This window comes from Allobosea sp. BK604, from assembly GCF_004341515.1.
In the GTDB taxonomy this organism is placed as follows: Bacteria; Pseudomonadota; Alphaproteobacteria; order Rhizobiales; family Beijerinckiaceae; genus Allobosea.
The window spans coordinates 57,695-73,052 of the sequence record NZ_SLZF01000008.1 but is presented as its reverse complement, the minus strand read 5'-3'; the positions used below and the strand labels follow the sequence as shown (position 1 = coordinate 73,052).

The following is a 15,358-nucleotide window of genomic DNA, read 5'->3' as shown; positions in this document are numbered from 1 at the left end:
GACCTTAAGCGGTGTTCATGGGCGGGCTTGTGCAGGTGAAATCCTATATTCAGTTGCACAGCCGGCGCGTCCTGCTGGCAGCTTTCGTTCTCATCCTGTCGGCCTGCCCTGCCCTCGCGGAAAAGCGCGTCGCCCTCGTTATCGGCATCAGCGCCTACCAGTCGATGCCACCGCTGAAAAATCCGCGGAATGATGCGGCCGACGTCTCGGACGCGCTGAAGCAGCAGGGTTTCGAGGTCCTTCTCGGCGAGGACCTCGGCATGGCGGCCATGCGCGATCTCATGACGCGATTTTCCGATCTCGCCCGCGATGCCGATGTCTCGATGTTCTACTATGCGGGCCACGCCTTCCAGATCGAATCGCAGAACTATCTTGTCCCGGCCGACGCCGTGATCCGCGACGCGGCCGGCGTGAAGCGCTCCACGATCGAGCTGCGCTCGATGCTCTCGGCGCTCGAGGGCGCGCGCGGCATTCATCTGATCTTCCTGGATGCCTGCCGCAACAATCCCTTGGCCCAATCGGCGGCTGCCGGTGCCGGGGACATCTTCCGGGACGGGCTTGCCCGCGTCGGCAATGCCGCCAACTTCCTGCTCGCCTTTGCGACTCAGCCCGACAACGTCGCCTATGATGGCGCAGGACGGAACAGCCCCTTCGCCGGGGCGCTTTTGAGCCATATCGGAACGCGCGGCCAGGACATCGCGTCGATGATGATCAAGGTGCGCCGCGATGTGATCGCCGCGACGGGCGGGCAGCAGGTGCCCTGGGAGAATTCCTCCCTCACCCGTCAGTTCGCCTTCAAGCCGGGCGCTCCCGAAGCCGCCTCGACCGAGGTTCAACTCTGGCAGCTCGGCGTCGGCCTGCGCGATCCGGCGCTGCTGAGGCTCTATCTCGACCGGTTCCCGACCGGGGCCCATGTCAGCGAGGCGCGCACGCTGCTCGAGCCCACCAAATTGGCCTCCCTCGATCCGGGGACGGCCCGGAGCGCTCCGAGCGCCGATGCCGCCGGGGAGGACGGATTATGGGAGCTGGTGTCGCGGGTGCGGATGCGGCCCTTGGTCGATTTCTACCTGCATCGCTATCCGACCGGAAAATATGCGGATTCCGCTCGCAAGCTCCTGGGTGCCCTGCCCGAGGCCGACAGCTCCAGCACCCCGCCGGAAGCCCTCTGCGAGCGCCTCGCGACCCACCCGAGGGATGCGACAGCCAATCTGGACGGTGTCCCCCTCGAAAACCTCGTCGCCAATGTCGACAGGGCGATCGCGGCCTGCCGCCAGGCCATGACGTCCCATCCGCAGATGCCGAATTACGCGGCGCTGCTGGCGCGCGCACTCTGGGCAGCCAACCAGCGCGGCGAAGCCCTGCGGCTCTATCGGGAGGCTGGCGAGCGCGGCAACCTGCGCGCCCTGGTGAGCCTGGGCCTGATCATGGAGGCGGGGGACGGCGTTTCCAAGGATGTGCGCGGCGCCTACGCCCTTTATGAGCGCGCCGCCGCCGGCGGCAGCCCCGATGGCGCGATCAACCTCGCCGTGGCGCTGATGCAGGGCGGCGCCCTGCCCCGCAACGTTCCGCGCGCGATCGAGCTCCTGACGAGCGCGTCCCAGCAGGGCTCCGCGATCGCCACCTATAATCTCGGGGTTCTCGCCGAGCAGGGTGTCAGCGGCGCGCCGGACCAGGCGCTCGGCTATTTCCGCAAGGCGGTGGAGCTCGGCGACGTGCGCGGCTATCGCGCCGCAGCGGTCCTGCTCGACGAAGGCCGGGGCACGCGCAAGGACCCGGATGCCGCAGCAGAGTTCCTGCTTCGCGCCGTCGCGGCGGATCCGGGCGACACGCTCGAGGAACTGACCAAATCCACCAGGAACTGGTCCCCCGATACGATGCGGTCCCTGCAGCGCCGCTTGCAGCGCGAGGGCTATTTCAGCGGTTCGCTTGACGGCCGCACCGGTCCAAAATTGCGCCAGCCCCTGCAGCGCTGGCGCAATACCGGCAGCCTTTCGTCACGAAACGGCTGAACCCGCCTGTAACTGAACAGCTGCATCCGGATGGCGGCGTCAGCCTTGGAAGAACCAGAACAAAAAAAGAACTTGAAGACGAGAACAAACCATGACCATATTTGCGCATGGCGCGCATTGAGATGTGGTCGCGCCCCTGCCATAAGGAGCGCGCACCGTGAATCAGGCGAATCTCAGGCTCGTGGAAGGCTCTTCGATGGACAAGGCCAAGGCGCTCGATGCCGCGCTCTCTCAGATCGAACGGGCCTTCGGCAAGGGCTCGATCATGCGGCTGGGCAAGAATCAGCAGGCGATCGAGATCGAGACCATCTCGACGGGCTCGCTTGGCCTCGATATCGCGCTTGGCGTGGGTGGCCTGCCCAAGGGCCGCGTCATCGAGATCTACGGTCCTGAATCCTCTGGCAAGACCACGCTCGCCCTGCAGACCATCGCCGAGGCGCAGAAGAAGGGCGGCGTCTGCGCCTTCGTCGATGCCGAGCACGCGCTCGACCCGGTCTATGCCCGCAAGCTCGGCGTCAATCTCGACGACCTGCTGATCTCCCAGCCCGATACCGGCGAGCAGGCGCTCGAGATCACCGACACGCTGGTCCGCTCGGGCGCGATCGACGTGCTCGTCGTCGACTCGGTAGCGGCCCTCACCCCGCGCGCCGAAATCGAGGGCGAGATGGGTGACGTCCAGCCCGGCTTGCAGGCCCGCCTGATGAGCCAGGCCCTGCGCAAGCTCACCGCTTCGATCTCGCGCTCGAACTGCATGGTGATCTTCATCAATCAGATCCGCATGAAGATCGGCGTAATGTACGGCTCGCCCGAAACCACGACGGGCGGCAACGCGCTCAAGTTCTATGCCTCCGTGCGCCTCGACATCCGCCGCGTCTCGACCCTGAAGGAGCGCGACGAGGCGACCGGCAACTCCGTCCGCGTCAAGGTCGTCAAGAACAAGGTCGCGCCGCCCTTCAAGCAGGTCGAGTTCGACATCATGTTCGGCGAGGGCATCTCGAAGGTCGGCGAGCTGATCGATCTCGGCGTCAAGGCCGGCATGGTCGAGAAATCCGGCGCCTGGTTCTCCTTCGACAGCCAGCGCCTCGGCCAGGGCCGCGAGAACGCCAAGGCCTTCCTCAAGGCCAATCCCGAGATGGCGGCGCGCATCGAGGCGACGATCCGCCAGAATTCCGGCCTCGTCGCCGAGCGCATCCTCGACCAGGCGACGCCGACCGAGGATGATCTCGACGAAGGCGAAGCCTGAGCCTCCCCACGCCAGTGGCGGGATAAGAAGCGGGCGGCCTTCGGGTCGCCCGTTTTCGTTGGAGCCTCAAGGCTCTGGCACCGAGTTTCTGGACACTGGCAAAACCGCTGACTAGAACCGATTTATCAGCGGGCGGTCCGCTCCGCCTTCAGCCCAGCAGCAGAGTTCGAATTGCGATGACCGGCGTCAACGAGATCAGGTCCACCTTCCTGAATTATTTCAAGGCGAACGGCCATGAGGTCGTGCCGTCGAGCCCGCTCGTGCCGCGCAACGACCCGACCTTGATGTTCGCCAATTCCGGCATGGTCCAGTTCAAGAACGTCTTCACCGGCCAGGAGAAGCGTCCTTATGTCCGCGCCACCACGGCGCAGAAATGCGTGCGCGCCGGCGGCAAGCACAACGACCTCGACAATGTCGGCTATACGGCCCGCCATCACACCTTCTTCGAGATGCTCGGCAACTTCTCCTTCGGCGATTATTTCAAGGAGCAGGCAATCACCCATGCCTGGACCTTGGTCACGCGCGAGTTCGGCCTGCCCAAGGATAAGCTGACCGTCACCGTCTATTCCGAGGATGACGAGGCGCACGGGCTCTGGAAGAAGATCGCCGGCCTGCCGGATTCGCGCATCATCCGCATTGCGACCTCGGATAATTTCTGGCGCATGGGCGATACCGGCCCCTGCGGCCCCTGCTCCGAGATCTTCTACGACCATGGCGACCATATCCCCGGCGGCCCTCCCGGCTCGCCGGACGAGGATGGCGACCGCTTCATCGAGATCTGGAACCTCGTCTTCATGCAATACGAGGAGGCGGCTGGCGGCATCCGCAGCAACCTGCCCCGGCCCTCGATCGACACCGGCATGGGGCTGGAGCGCATCGCCGCGGTGCTCCAGGGCACGCACGACAATTATTCGATCGACCTTTTCGCCGCGCTGATCCGCGCCATCGCTGACCTGACCTCGGTCGATTCCGACGGGCCGATGAAGGCGAGCCACCGCGTCATCGCCGACCATCTGCGCTGCTCGGCCTTCCTGATCGCCGATGGCGTGCTGCCCTCGAACGAGGGTCGCGGCTATGTGCTGCGCCGGATCATGCGCCGCGGCATGCGCCATGCGCAGCTGCTCGGCGCCAAGGAGCCGCTGCTGCACAAGCTCGTGCCGGTGCTGATCCGCGAGATGGGCCAGGCCTATCCCGAGCTGATCCGCGCCGAGGCCCTGATCAGCGAGACGCTGAAGCTGGAGGAGACCCGCTTCCGCACCACGCTGGCGCGTGGCCTCTCGATCCTCGACGACGCGGCCAGGGATCTGACCTCCGGCCAGAACCTCAAGGGCGACGTCGCCTTCACGCTCTACGACACCTACGGCTTCCCGCTCGACCTGACGCAGGACGCGCTGCGCTCGCGCGGCGTCGGTGTCGATACCGAGGGCTTCGACGCGGCGATGCAGCAGCAGAAGGCCAAGGCGCGCGCCGCCTGGGCCGGCACCGGCGAGGCCGCGACCGAGAAGCTCTGGTTCCCGCTGCGCGACAAGGTCGGCGCGACCGAATTCCTCGGCTACGACACCGAGACGGCCGAGGGCGTCGTCACGGCGCTGATCCGCGACAATGCCGAGGTCGAGAGCCTCAAGGCGGGCGAGAGCGGCATCGTCCTGCTCAACCAGACACCGTTCTACGGCGAGTCGGGCGGCCAGGTCGGCGATACCGGCACGATCAGCGGCGCCGGCTTCAGCGCCGAGGTCTCGGATGTGCAGAAGAAGCTCGGCGACGTCTTCGCCCATTCGGTCAAGGTGACCTCGGGCGAGATCAAGCTCGGTGCCGCCGCCGAGCTGGCGGTCGATCACATCAGACGCAACGCCATCCGCGCCAACCACTCGGCGACGCATCTGCTGCACGAGGCGCTCAGGCTCGTGCTCGGCGACCATGTCGCGCAGAAGGGCTCGCTGGTCTCGCCGGACCGGCTGCGCTTCGATTTCTCGCATCCCAAGCCAATCACCGAGGAGGAGCTCGCCAAGGTCGAGGAGATCGCCAATGCGATCGTGCTGCGCAACGAGCCGGTGACGACGCGGCTGATGAGCGTCGACGAGGCGATCGCCTCGGGCGCCCGCGCGCTCTTCGGCGAGAAATATGGTGACGAGGTCCGCGTCGTCTCGATGGGCACGACCGATGGCGGCAAGGCCTTCTCGGTCGAGCTCTGCGGCGGCACCCATGCCGGCCGCACCGGCGATATCGGCCTGGTCAGCGTCGTCGGCGAAGGCGCGGTCGCGGCCGGCGTGCGCCGGCTCGAGGCCATGACCGGAACCAATGCCCGCCGCCAGCTCAATGCCGATTCGAAGCGCCTGCGCGATCTCGCCGGCCTGCTCAAGGTCCCGGCGTCCGAGGCCGAGGCCCGGCTCTCCGCGCTGATCGAGGAGCGCCGCAAGCTCGACCGCGAGCTCAGCGACGCGCGCAAGAAGCTCGCCATGGGCGGCGGTGGCGCGGCCGAAGATCCAATCCAGGAGATCGCCGGCGCCAAGCTGCTGGCGCGCGCCGTCACCGGCGTCGAGATGAAGGATCTGAAGAGCCTGGCCGATGAGGCCAAGGCCCGCGTCGGCTCCGGCGTCGTCGCCATTGTCGGCGTTGCCGAGGACGGCAAGGCCGGCGTCGTCGTCGGCGTCACCGAGGACCTGACCTCGCGCTTCGACGCGGTCGCGCTGGTGCGCGCCGCCTCCGAGCAGCTCGGCGGCAAGGGGGGGGGCGGCCGCCGCGACATGGCCCAGGCCGGCGGGCCGGACGGGGCCAAGGCTCAGGCGGCGCTCGACGCCGTCGCCGCTGCGATGGCCTGAGGCTCGTCATGGCCGCTGCGCTGCCACATCCGAGCTGGCGGCGCAGGGTCCATCTGATCATCGATTTCGGCACGGGCGACGATCTCGGCGCCCGGCTCGTCCATGCGACGCTCGTCGCGCTGATCATCATCAATGTCGGCGCGCTCGTGCTCGAATCCGTGCCGAGCCTGATGCAGCGCTACGCCCGGCTCTTCGAGCTGATCGAGCTGGTCTCGCTGATCGTCTTCACGCTGGAATATGCCGTCCGGCTCTGGACCGCCCCCGAGCATGCACGCTATCGCGACCTGACGCCCTGGCAGGCGCGCGCACGCTACGCTCTCTCCCTGCCGGCGATCATCGACTTCCTGGCGACGGTGCCACTCTATTTCGGCTTGTTCGGCTGGAACGATCTGAAGATCCTGATGATCTTCCGGCTGCTGCGCTTCTTCAAGCTCGGCCGCTACTCGCCCGGCATGGCCTCGCTCGGCGCAGCCCTTGCCGCCGAGCGCAAGGCGCTCACGGCGTGCCTCGTCATCCTGATCGGCGTCATGCTGCTCTCGGCGACGCTGATGCATTTCGCCGAGCATGACGTCCAGCCCGACAAGTTCGGCACGATTCCCGATGCGATGTGGTGGGCGATCGTGACCCTGACCACCGTCGGCTATGGCGATGCCTATCCGATCAGTGCGGCCGGCAAGGTCGTCGCCTCACTGACCGCCGTGATGGGGCTCGTCATGCTGGCCCTGCCGGTCGGCATCGTCGCCACCGCCTTCGCGCAGGAGATCCACCGCCGCGAATTCGTGGTGACCTGGAGCATGATCGCGCGCATGCCGCTTTTCGGCGCCCTGAACGCAGCCGAGATCGCCGAAATCATGCGCTTCCTGCGAGCGCAGACGGTCAAGACTGGCGCTACCATCACGCGCCGCGGCGAGCCGATACAGTCCATCTTCTTCATCGCCAGCGGCGAGGTCGAGCTCGACGACGAGAAGGAAAGCCGCCGGCTCGATGAGGGTCATCATTTCGGTGCCCTTACTTTCGGCGAAATCGCCCTGCTGGGTAGAGAGGACACGCCCGCGGCCCGCGCCGTGGTGCCGACCAAGCTGCTTATCCTCGACGCCGTCGATTTCCGCTCGCTCATGGCGCGGCATCCTGAACTCGCCGAACGCCTGTCCAATACTTCGAAAGCATGATGCGAACCCTGACCGCCCTCACCCTTGTCACCTGTCTCTGCGCCGGCATGACCGGCGCGCCGGCGCAGCAGCGCGCGCCCGCGCCGCCGGGTGGGCCAGCCCTCTCCGCCTCGGGCAGCACCATGGCCGGCACCATGCTCTCCGTTCTCGCCAGCCAGGCCCCGCCCCAGTCGCTGGTCGCCATCGCCAAGCCCACCGATGCACCGGAGACGGCGATGGTCTCGGTGCCGCTTGGCGCGGCCTCCACCGCTTCGATCACGGTTCCCGGCGAGACCGGAACCTATGAGCTCAGGCTGCTGCGCGAGGGCGACGGCAAGAGCGAGATCCTGGCGCGCCAGTCCCTCACCACGACGCCGGCCTCGGCGACCTTGGCGGCGCCGGAGCGCGTCAAGCGCGGCGTCAGCTTCCCCGCCCGGGGCATCGGCCCCAATGGCGGGCGTGATCGTGTCGTCATCACCGAGCCCGGCGCGCCGACAGAGGCCGAGGGACCAAGCTTCTTCCCCGCCGAGAATGTCGAGGCCACGCTGGAGGCGCCGGAGAAATCCGGCACCTACGAGCTGCGCTACATCATGAACGCGCCGCTGAGCGGCCAGCGCATCCTGGCGCGGCGGCCGCTCCTGGTCGATTAGAGCATTTCTGCGCTTCTCTGAATCGCGGAAATACTCTATCTCTTTGTTTTGACGCATTTTCTTCACGCGAACCGGTATCCACTTCGCTCGAAAATGCTTTAGCGCTCTGTGTCGTGGTCGGGGTGCTGGCGCGAGCGGTAGCGCACCATCTCATCGGCCGGAATGTCGTCCTCGGTCCGCGTGCCCTCGAGCTCGCAGATATCAGCGAAGAACGGCACCCTGCCCTCGATGCCATGGGCCACCCCTGGCGGGAACGCCGCCGGGTCGTCGAGACTGCCGGTCGAGACCGAGAGCCGGCCGCTGCCGCGATACGAAAACGACAGTGGCGTGCCGCAAACCCCGCAGAAGCCGCGCTCGGCCACCTCCGAGGAGCGGAAGAGGCTGAGTTCGCCTCGGGTCCAGACCACATCCTCGGCACGCGACGAGGCATAGGCGCCGAAATAGCCGCCGACCGCCTTCTGGCACATCCGGCAGAAGCAGACCGAGACCCTGCTCGGAGGCCGAGCCAACCGATAGCGCACGGCGCCGCATTGGCAGCCGCCGGTGAGAACAGGCCCATTCTCGGTCATTTGGATCACCCATGAAAAAAGCCCGGCCAGACTGGCCGGGCTTTCGATCTCAGGCAACGGGCTTGGCGGCGCAGAGGCCTTTCGAGAATTCGCTGGCGAGAGCCGACTGGCGTGGCCGTCGAGAACCGGAGCGGAGCAGACATCCGTCCGTGAGCACCGGAAGCGCAGACGGCCGCGTCAGACGGCCGCGCCAGTAGAATTATCGAACGGTCCTCAGGCAGCCATCGCCTTGCGCATGTTCTCGCTGACCTTCTCGAGGAAGCCGGTGGTCGAGAGCCACTTCTGGTCGGCGCCGACCAGCAGGGCGAGGTCCTTGGTCATGTCGCCGGCCTCGACCGTATCGACCGTGACCTTCTCCAGCAGCGAGGCGAACTTGGCGAGCTCGGCATTGCCGTCGAGCTTGGCGCGGTGGCTGAGGCCACGGGTCCAGGCGAAGATCGAGGCGATCGAGTTGGTCGAGGTCTCCTTGCCCTTCTGGTGCTCGCGATAGTGGCGGGTCACCGTGCCATGCGCCGCCTCGGCCTCGACGGTCTTGCCGTCCGGCGTCATCAGCACCGAGGTCATCAGGCCGAGCGAGCCGAAGCCCTGGGCCACCGTGTCGGACTGCACGTCGCCATCATAGTTCTTGCAGGCCCAGACATAGCCGCCCGACCACTTCATCGCCGAGGCGACCATGTCGTCGATCAGGCGATGCTCGTAGGTGATGCCCAGCTTGTCGAACTCGGCCTTGAACTCGTTCTGGTAAATCTCCTCGAAGATGTCCTTGAAGCGGCCGTCATAGGTCTTGAGGATGGTGTTCTTGGTCGAGAGATAGACCGGGTACTTGCGGATCAGGCCGTAGTTCAGCGAGGCGCGGGCGAAATCGCGGATCGAATCGTCGAGGTTGTACATGGCCATGGCGACGCCGGCATCCGGAGCCTTGAAGACCTCCTTCTCGATGACGTTGCCGTCCTCGCCGACGAACTTGATCGAGAGCGTGCCCTTGCCCGGGAACTTGAAATCGGTGGCGCGGTACTGGTCGCCATAGGCATGGCGGCCGATCACGATCGGCTGGGTCCAGCCCGGCACGAGGCGCGGCACGTTCTTGCAGATGATCGGCTCGCGGAAGATCACGCCGCCGAGGATGTTGCGGATCGTGCCGTTCGGCGACTTCCACATCTGCTTCAGGTTGAATTCCTTCACACGCCCTTCGTCGGGGGTGATCGTGGCGCATTTCACCGCGACGCCATGCTTCTTGGTGGCGTTGGCGGCGTCGATCGTCACCTGGTCATCGGTCGCGTCGCGATTCTCGACGGAGAGGTCGTAGGAATCCAGCTCGAGGTCGAGATAGGGGAAGATCAGCGTGTCCTTGATCTTCTGCCAGATGATGCGGGTCATCTCGTCGCCGTCCATGTCGACGACGGGATTGGCGACCTTGATCTTGCTCATGTGATGCGACCCCTGCTTCCGCTCGGATTGGAACCATTCCCAACCTGCGGCGGGGGCGCCGCAAGCCGTTGCGGCGCTTCCTAGCTGTTAAACGGCGCAGGGGGAAGCCGGCCTTTTAGGCATGGGATACGTGGCGGCCGCAGCGGGAGGCTGAGCCGGCTTCATGTTGCACTGCCGCAAAAACGGCATCTTCCAAAGTCAGCCTTTGTCGGTCGCCACCGTTGGAACGGGACGATCGTCGTGTCCACAAACCTTGATCATCAAGCGCCGCATCTGCGTGCGGTGCTGCCGGCGCTGCTTGTCGCCCTGGCCGTCCTGCAGCATCCGGCTACGGCCGAGCCCGCTCGCCCGAAAGGCGGGTCGGAGCCGTCCCTCGCCTTTGCCCGCGTGCCCGAAACGATTTCCTGGGAGCTGCCGACCGACGAGGCGCTGAGCGTGCCGACCTTCGTCGCGCCGCAAATCGACAGGAGCGCCGCCTTCCAGCTCCGCAGCGAACGGGCCGGCCTGGCCCGGCCGGAGTTGGAGGCGACCACGATCAGGCGCGGCTTCACCGGCACGGGGGGTGGGCCGCCCTCCGCCGTCGAGCGCGCCGTCGGCGTGAAGCTCGGGCCCGACCGGTTCTCGCTCGCGACCTCCTTCATCACTGGCGCCGGCGCCTGGCAGAGCACCGACACCCGCTTCGACTGGGCGCTGGCGCGCAAGCCGGCCGATAGCGAGACCGGACTGCGCTGGGGGCTGGCGACCGGCGGCGATGTCGGCATGGCCGGCACGGCGAACCAGAATGCGAGCGCAACGCTGGGCTATCGCCAGCGCCTGCTCGATAATGTCACCCTGACCTCGGAGATCGCGCTGGCCAGCACCTATGCCTTCGCAGCCCGCAACATGCCCGAGGCGACCGTGACACCGCAGATGCAGGTCCTGGCCGATCTGACCGGGCCGATGTCAGGACCCTGGCGAACAGTGCTCGACGTCAAGCTCTCCCGGCAGGTGCCTCTTGCCGGCAGCGAGTTCCAGAGCAATGCCTCGGCGATGCTGCGGCTCAAGTACCAGCTGAAGTGAGCCTGGCGGAAGCTTAGGTTGCGGCGGCGCGCGAGCGTCGCCAGGACGATATCGCGCTGATTTCAGCGATGTGCGTTTACCCTGCGCACTTGGCCAAGCTTCCCAAGACCCGCCTCAAAAGCTAAGTTCCCAGTAATCGCAAAATAAAGCGCGAGGGGGCTGGCGTGCTGAACTCCATCAAAATTTATCTGTTGCCGGCAATGATGATCCTGACGCTCGGCGGCTGCAATTCGGTGACGGTCGACGCCAATTACGCCTCGACCAATCAAGGCATCGTCAATTCCGGCCTGAGCAGTCTGTCGACCCTGTATCTATGGGATACATCGACCAACAGCCTGGTATTGCTCGACGACCTCGCCTGGCCTCAGAATTTCACCCGGCCGGACGGCCAGGGCACCGAGTTCAAGGCATCACGCATCAAAGCCGCCGGGATTTCATTCACTGGCGGCGCGCCATTGGCCGAGGATATCGTCAAGATCGAAGCGAAGATCAGCGATTCAGCGGAACTCGTCGTGAAGGACTACCGCATCACCCGCATGCGGTCCCCGGCTCTGAACTTCATCCAGCTGATCAATGCCAGCACACCCGAGCAAAAAGCGGTGATGCAGCTGCCGGAGGCCGCCAAGCCCCGCTCGCCGCTGCGCTATGTCATCGTCAACTGGGCGGCCACCGGCAAGGAGGCGGAGCTTCGCTTCGAGCAAAGCGCTTCGGCCTCCGGCAAATTCCCGATCAGGCTGGCCTCGGGAGAGGCCCAGGTCGAGTTCAAGAACCTCTCCACCCAATCCTTCAAGAATGACAATCTCGAGCAGGGCGTTCCCGCCATCATCCAGTTGAAGGTCTTCCAGGTCGGGATCGAGCAGCGCAGCGACGGCTCCTTCTTCACGGTGAACGACCAGTCCGACAATTGGAACGAGCAATTGCTTAGGGCGCTGCGGGCGCGCTGAGCCGCCGGCCGCGACGCGGCCGGACATCCCGGCGCCAGAGACTCGCAGCCTCGGACTGGCTCTCAGGCCTCGGCGACGAACCTGAAGCCACTGCCGCTACGCTCGGCGAAGCCGACGCCCGGATAGGTCCAGTGATAGCCGAGCAGTCGCAGCCGCTCGCTCGCCGCCCGGTCGACCAGCTTCTTGCGGTTGGCGATGGCGAGGTCCGACTGCATGTCGAAGCCGAAGCGCCAATCGGGATGCTCGAAGGAGATCAGATGGTTCGTCGCGGCATCGGCCGTGATGATCATGCCGGAGCCGCCCGCGAGCTCGAGCGAGATATGGCCCGGCGTGTGCCCGGCCGTGTCGAGAACGCGCATGCCTGAGACGATCTCGTCGCCGGGCTTGACCAGTGTCACCCGGTCCTTGACTGCGAACAGGTCGCGCTGCGCGCCGCGGGCGAATTCGTGCAGCGGCTCGGGCATCGCGGTCCTGTAGTCCGGATTGGTCCAGAACTGCCATTCGGCCGCGCCGACATAATAGGCCGCGTTCGGGAAGGCGAGCTTGCCGTCCTTGCCGAGCGTGCCGCCGCTATGGTCGGGATGAGCGTGGGTGAAGACGACCTTGGTGACCGCAGCCGGATCGATGCCGGCCGCCTTGAGGTTCTCGACGAGATTGCCGGCCGTGGCCTGGAACTTGTCGCCCGAGCCGGTATCGACGACGATCAGGTCGGAGCCGACGCGGATCACCGGGATATTGGTCCGCATCGGCGCACTGTCGGCGGCGCCGCCGAGGCGCTTCAGCAGCTCGGCCCGCTCCTGCGCATTCGCGGTGGGCATGATGATATCGGCCGGCAAGGTCAGATAGCCGTCGCTGACGACGGTGATGTCGAACTCGCCCTGCTTGAAGCGATAGGCCTGCTGCGCCAGCGCATATTGCGCCCAGGCCGGCAGCGTCGCGAACGCGGCGGTACCAGCCAGAAGCTGCCGGCGGCTCGGGCCGGTGGAGATGATGTCGGACATGATCTGATCCTCCGAGAACTCGGCACGCACCGGATCCGGACGGCACCCCGCCATTGCAGGCGGAGGTTTCGCGCGGCAGGCGCACCGAAATCGGCCCTTGTCTCCGGACGATAGCACGCCCGCAATATCGGAGGAGAGGCGAGCCGCAGCGCGCCATGCAAAGGCCCCGTGCGGACTTGCGACTTCCCGCAACGGCACTCACGCACTAGCGTGCGCGCCATGACACAGCCTTCTGAGACACAGCCCTCTGCCAAATTCGCTCTCGTCACCGGTGGCACCCGCGGCATCGGCGCCGGCGCCGCGCTCGCCCTCGCCCAGGCCGGCTACGAGGTCCTCGCCACCGGCCTGACCGACGAGGAGGTTGCGGCGCCGCCGCCCCACCCCGCGATCCGCCATGCCCGGCTCGACGTCACCAGGGATGATCAGGTCGCAGCCATCATCGCCACCTGCCCGCGTCTCGATGCACTCGTGAACTGCGCCGGCATGATCCAGCGCGGCGGCAAGGAATTCGAGATTGAGGCCTTCCGCCTCACCATCGAGGTCAATCTCACCGGCTCGATGCGCATGTGCCTCGCCGCCAGGGAGAAGCTCGCAGCGAGCGGCGGCGCCATCGTCAACACCGCCTCGATGCTGACCTTCCACGGCTCGCCCTTCGCGCCGGGCTATGCCGCCTCCAAGGGCGGCGTCGGCCAGCTCACCAAGTCGCTCGCAGCCGCCTGGGCGCAGGAGGGCATCCGTGTCAACGCAGTCGCGCCGGGCTGGATCGCAACCGAGCTGACGAAGCCGCTGGTCGAGGATGCCGTGCGCTCCGCCCCGATCCTGGCGCGAACGCCGCAGAACCGCTGGGGCGAGCCGAGCGATGTCGGCGGCGCCATCCTGTTCCTGCTCTCGGATGCGGCCAAGTTCGTCACGGGCGCGATCCTGCCGGTCGACGGCGGCTATCTGGCGGTTTGAGGCCACCCGCGCCAGCGCATCAGCCCGAAAAGTGGATTCCGGTTTTCGGAAAAGCCGATGCGAAAGCAAGAAGCTGCATCATCGGACCGGTTACGATATCCGGTCCGATGATCTAGCCTGAAAACGACAGCCATGGCAGGCACTTGCCGCTATATCCGGACTCTATCCGACAACGCCTTGAATCAAGCTCTCAAGGGAAAGCCATCATGAACAAGCCCAATCCGATGCCCGTCGAGGCGACCGTCGAAGAACGCTGGACGCCCTACCGCCATCCCCAGCCGAAAGAGTCGCCGCCGGAGCTGGTCGTGCCGAATGTCATCCCGACCGACGAGCGTGTCTGGGTGCCGGTCGACGATAATGTCTGGTTCCGCCCCCTGCTCTTCAGCGCCTCGCGCGGCTACTGGATGAACCTGCTCAAGGTCCGCCGCGCCGGCGTGCTCTCGCGCCATCGCCATCCGCTGCCGGTGCATGGCTATGTCATCAAGGGCAAGTGGCGCTATCTCGAGCACGACTGGGTCGCTACCGAGGGCTCCTATGTCTACGAGGCGCCGGGCGAGACCCATACGCTGGTGGTCGATCCCGATGTCGAGGAGATGATCACCATGTTCCAGGTCAATGGCGCGATGATCTATGTCGACCCGGACGGCAAGTGCCTGGGCTATGACGACGTCTTCACCCGCATCGACAAATGCCGCGCCCATTACGCCCAGAACGGGCTCGGCGCGGAATACGTGGATCAGTTCATCCGCTGATCCCCTTCCCAGAGCATTTTCGAGCGAAGTGGATACCGGTTCGCGTGAAGAAAATGCGTCAAGACAAATAGATAGAGAATTTCCGCGTTTCAGAGAACGCGGAAATGCTCTGGCGGAGCGGACGGGAAGCCGGCCACGAAGGGGTTTCGGGATGGCGCGAACGCCGTCGAGCTTCATGTCGCAGGGCCTGCTCGGCCTTGCCGTGCTCATCTGCGGCGTCCAGGCCGCGTTCGCGCAATCGCTCGACCGGCTCGGCCTCCCCGGCCCCCTGATATTCGGCGATACCAGCTACGCGCTCGCCTGGAGCGCACAGCCGACGCCCGGCTACTACAAGCAGGAATATGTCCCCGCCGGCCAGGTTCCCGGCAAGCATGACCGGATGCTGCTGATCGAACTGCTCGACAACGGCACCTCGGTCGATGCCGCGCTCGCCACGCAGGTCCGGTGGCTCAATCAGCGCAAGGGCAAGGATCCGGTCTTCAATCTGGCGATCCTGAAAAACCCCAAGACCGGCGAAACCCTGCTCGACTTCCTGATCAGCGATCGCGGCACGGATGGCCGGCAAATCGCCGAATGGAATGCCTATCGCTACACGCCATGGCAGGATAATGCCGGACGCAAGGGCGTCTTCCTGCTCGCGATCAGTCGCCGCGCCTATGGTGACGACGCGATCACGACGTTCCTGAGTGGCCTGAAGCCGGTTCGCTCCGGCGATATCGACCGGCTCGCCAAATTCCAGCGCCTGGACGCCAGGCCGCAGCGGTGAACCGCGCAGCCCGCCC

13 protein-coding genes are annotated in these 15,358 nt (G+C 65.9%); 10 read left to right on the top strand and 3 right to left on the bottom strand.

All coding sequences use genetic code 11. The features are described from left to right. Positions 1–17: 17 nt before the first annotated feature. The 5 genes from EV560_RS23580 to EV560_RS23560 all read left to right on the top strand — a co-directional run bounded on the left by EV560_RS23580 (position 18) and on the right by EV560_RS23560 (position 7,869). Positions 18–2,009: a caspase family protein gene (locus EV560_RS23580; RefSeq protein WP_207908098.1), complete on the top strand. Its 1,992-nt coding sequence runs from the start codon at positions 18–20 to the stop codon at positions 2,007–2,009. Between the two features lie 157 nt (positions 2,010–2,166). Then, a complete protein-coding gene (gene recA / locus EV560_RS23575) occupies positions 2,167–3,252 on the top strand; it encodes a recombinase RecA (protein ID WP_282568873.1) in 1,086 nt (361 codons plus the stop codon). Positions 3,253–3,428: 176 nt separating this feature from the next. Next, a complete protein-coding gene (gene alaS, locus EV560_RS23570; protein WP_131858277.1) occupies positions 3,429–6,071 on the top strand; it encodes an alanine--tRNA ligase in 2,643 nt (880 codons plus the stop codon). Positions 6,072–6,079: 8 nt separating this feature from the next. Continuing rightward, positions 6,080–7,240 carry a cyclic nucleotide-gated ion channel gene (locus EV560_RS23565; RefSeq protein ID WP_131858276.1) on the top strand — a complete coding sequence of 387 codons (1,161 nt, stop codon included), beginning with the start codon at positions 6,080–6,082 and terminating at the stop codon, positions 7,238–7,240. Next, complete coding sequence (locus EV560_RS23560) at positions 7,240–7,869, top strand: hypothetical protein (RefSeq protein ID WP_131858275.1); 630 nt, start codon at positions 7,240–7,242, stop codon at positions 7,867–7,869. Before EV560_RS23565 ends, EV560_RS23560 begins: the two co-directional genes overlap by 1 nt. A 98-nt stretch (positions 7,870–7,967) precedes the next feature. On the opposite strand, the gene EV560_RS23555 is transcribed toward EV560_RS23560, so the two are convergent. Both EV560_RS23555 and EV560_RS23550 read right to left on the bottom strand, forming a co-directional pair. Beyond that, entirely contained in the window at positions 7,968–8,438 is a 471-nt protein-coding gene (locus EV560_RS23555; RefSeq protein WP_131858274.1) for a GFA family protein, read from the bottom strand. Positions 8,439–8,651: 213 nt separating this feature from the next. Next, the gene (locus tag EV560_RS23550) at positions 8,652–9,866 is read right to left on the bottom strand and encodes an NADP-dependent isocitrate dehydrogenase (protein ID WP_131858273.1); all 1,215 of its coding nucleotides are present in this window, start codon (positions 9,864–9,866) and stop codon (positions 8,652–8,654) included. A gap of 240 nt (positions 9,867–10,106) precedes the next feature. Here EV560_RS23550 and EV560_RS23545 point away from each other — a divergent pair, with 240 nt between their 5' ends. Together EV560_RS23545 and EV560_RS23540 are read left to right on the top strand one after the other, a co-directional pair. Further along, positions 10,107–10,925, top strand: a complete 819-nt coding sequence (locus EV560_RS23545) for a hypothetical protein (protein ID WP_131858272.1) — start codon at positions 10,107–10,109, stop codon at positions 10,923–10,925. A 164-nt stretch (positions 10,926–11,089) separates the two neighbouring features. Beyond that, positions 11,090–11,869 (top strand): hypothetical protein, encoded by a 780-nt coding sequence (locus tag EV560_RS23540; RefSeq protein ID WP_131858271.1) that lies wholly within the window; start codon positions 11,090–11,092, stop codon positions 11,867–11,869. A 62-nt stretch (positions 11,870–11,931) separates the two neighbouring features. Here the strand turns inward: EV560_RS23540 and EV560_RS23535 are convergent, their stop codons facing one another. Beyond that, complete coding sequence (locus EV560_RS23535) at positions 11,932–12,870, bottom strand: MBL fold metallo-hydrolase (RefSeq protein ID WP_131858270.1); 939 nt, start codon at positions 12,868–12,870, stop codon at positions 11,932–11,934. Positions 12,871–13,089: 219 nt separating this feature from the next. Between EV560_RS23535 and EV560_RS23530 the strand changes: the two genes are divergently transcribed. The 3 genes from EV560_RS23530 (at position 13,090) to EV560_RS23520 (ending at position 15,342) form a co-directional block, all read left to right on the top strand. Then, on the top strand, positions 13,090–13,824 hold the full coding sequence (locus EV560_RS23530) for an SDR family NAD(P)-dependent oxidoreductase (RefSeq protein ID WP_131858269.1): 735 nt from the start codon (positions 13,090–13,092) through the stop codon (positions 13,822–13,824). 206 nt (positions 13,825–14,030) lie between these two features. Then, on the top strand, positions 14,031–14,576 hold the full coding sequence (locus EV560_RS23525; protein ID WP_248312169.1) for a 2,4'-dihydroxyacetophenone dioxygenase family protein: 546 nt from the start codon (positions 14,031–14,033) through the stop codon (positions 14,574–14,576). A 151-nt stretch (positions 14,577–14,727) separates the two neighbouring features. Next, complete coding sequence (locus EV560_RS23520; protein ID WP_131858268.1) at positions 14,728–15,342, top strand: hypothetical protein; 615 nt, start codon at positions 14,728–14,730, stop codon at positions 15,340–15,342. The last annotated feature ends 16 nt before the right edge of the window (positions 15,343–15,358 follow it).

Coding starts and splice junctions, on each gene's coding strand:
- EV560_RS23580 (WP_207908098.1), top strand. CDS start 18: ATGGGCGGGCTTGTGCAGGTGAAATCCTATATTCAGTTGCACAGCCGG.
- alaS (WP_131858277.1), top strand. CDS start 3,429: ATGACCGGCGTCAACGAGATCAGGTCCACCTTCCTGAATTATTTCAAG.
- EV560_RS23565 (WP_131858276.1), top strand. CDS start 6,080: ATGGCCGCTGCGCTGCCACATCCGAGCTGGCGGCGCAGGGTCCATCTG.
- EV560_RS23560 (WP_131858275.1), top strand. CDS start 7,240: ATGCGAACCCTGACCGCCCTCACCCTTGTCACCTGTCTCTGCGCCGGC.
- EV560_RS23555 (WP_131858274.1), bottom strand. CDS start 8,438: ATGACCGAGAATGGGCCTGTTCTCACCGGCGGCTGCCAATGCGGCGCC.
- EV560_RS23550 (WP_131858273.1), bottom strand. CDS start 9,866: ATGAGCAAGATCAAGGTCGCCAATCCCGTCGTCGACATGGACGGCGAC.
- EV560_RS23535 (WP_131858270.1), bottom strand. CDS start 12,870: ATGTCCGACATCATCTCCACCGGCCCGAGCCGCCGGCAGCTTCTGGCT.
- EV560_RS23530 (WP_131858269.1), top strand. CDS start 13,090: ATGACACAGCCTTCTGAGACACAGCCCTCTGCCAAATTCGCTCTCGTC.
- EV560_RS23525 (WP_248312169.1), top strand. CDS start 14,031: ATGAACAAGCCCAATCCGATGCCCGTCGAGGCGACCGTCGAAGAACGC.
- EV560_RS23520 (WP_131858268.1), top strand. CDS start 14,728: ATGGCGCGAACGCCGTCGAGCTTCATGTCGCAGGGCCTGCTCGGCCTT.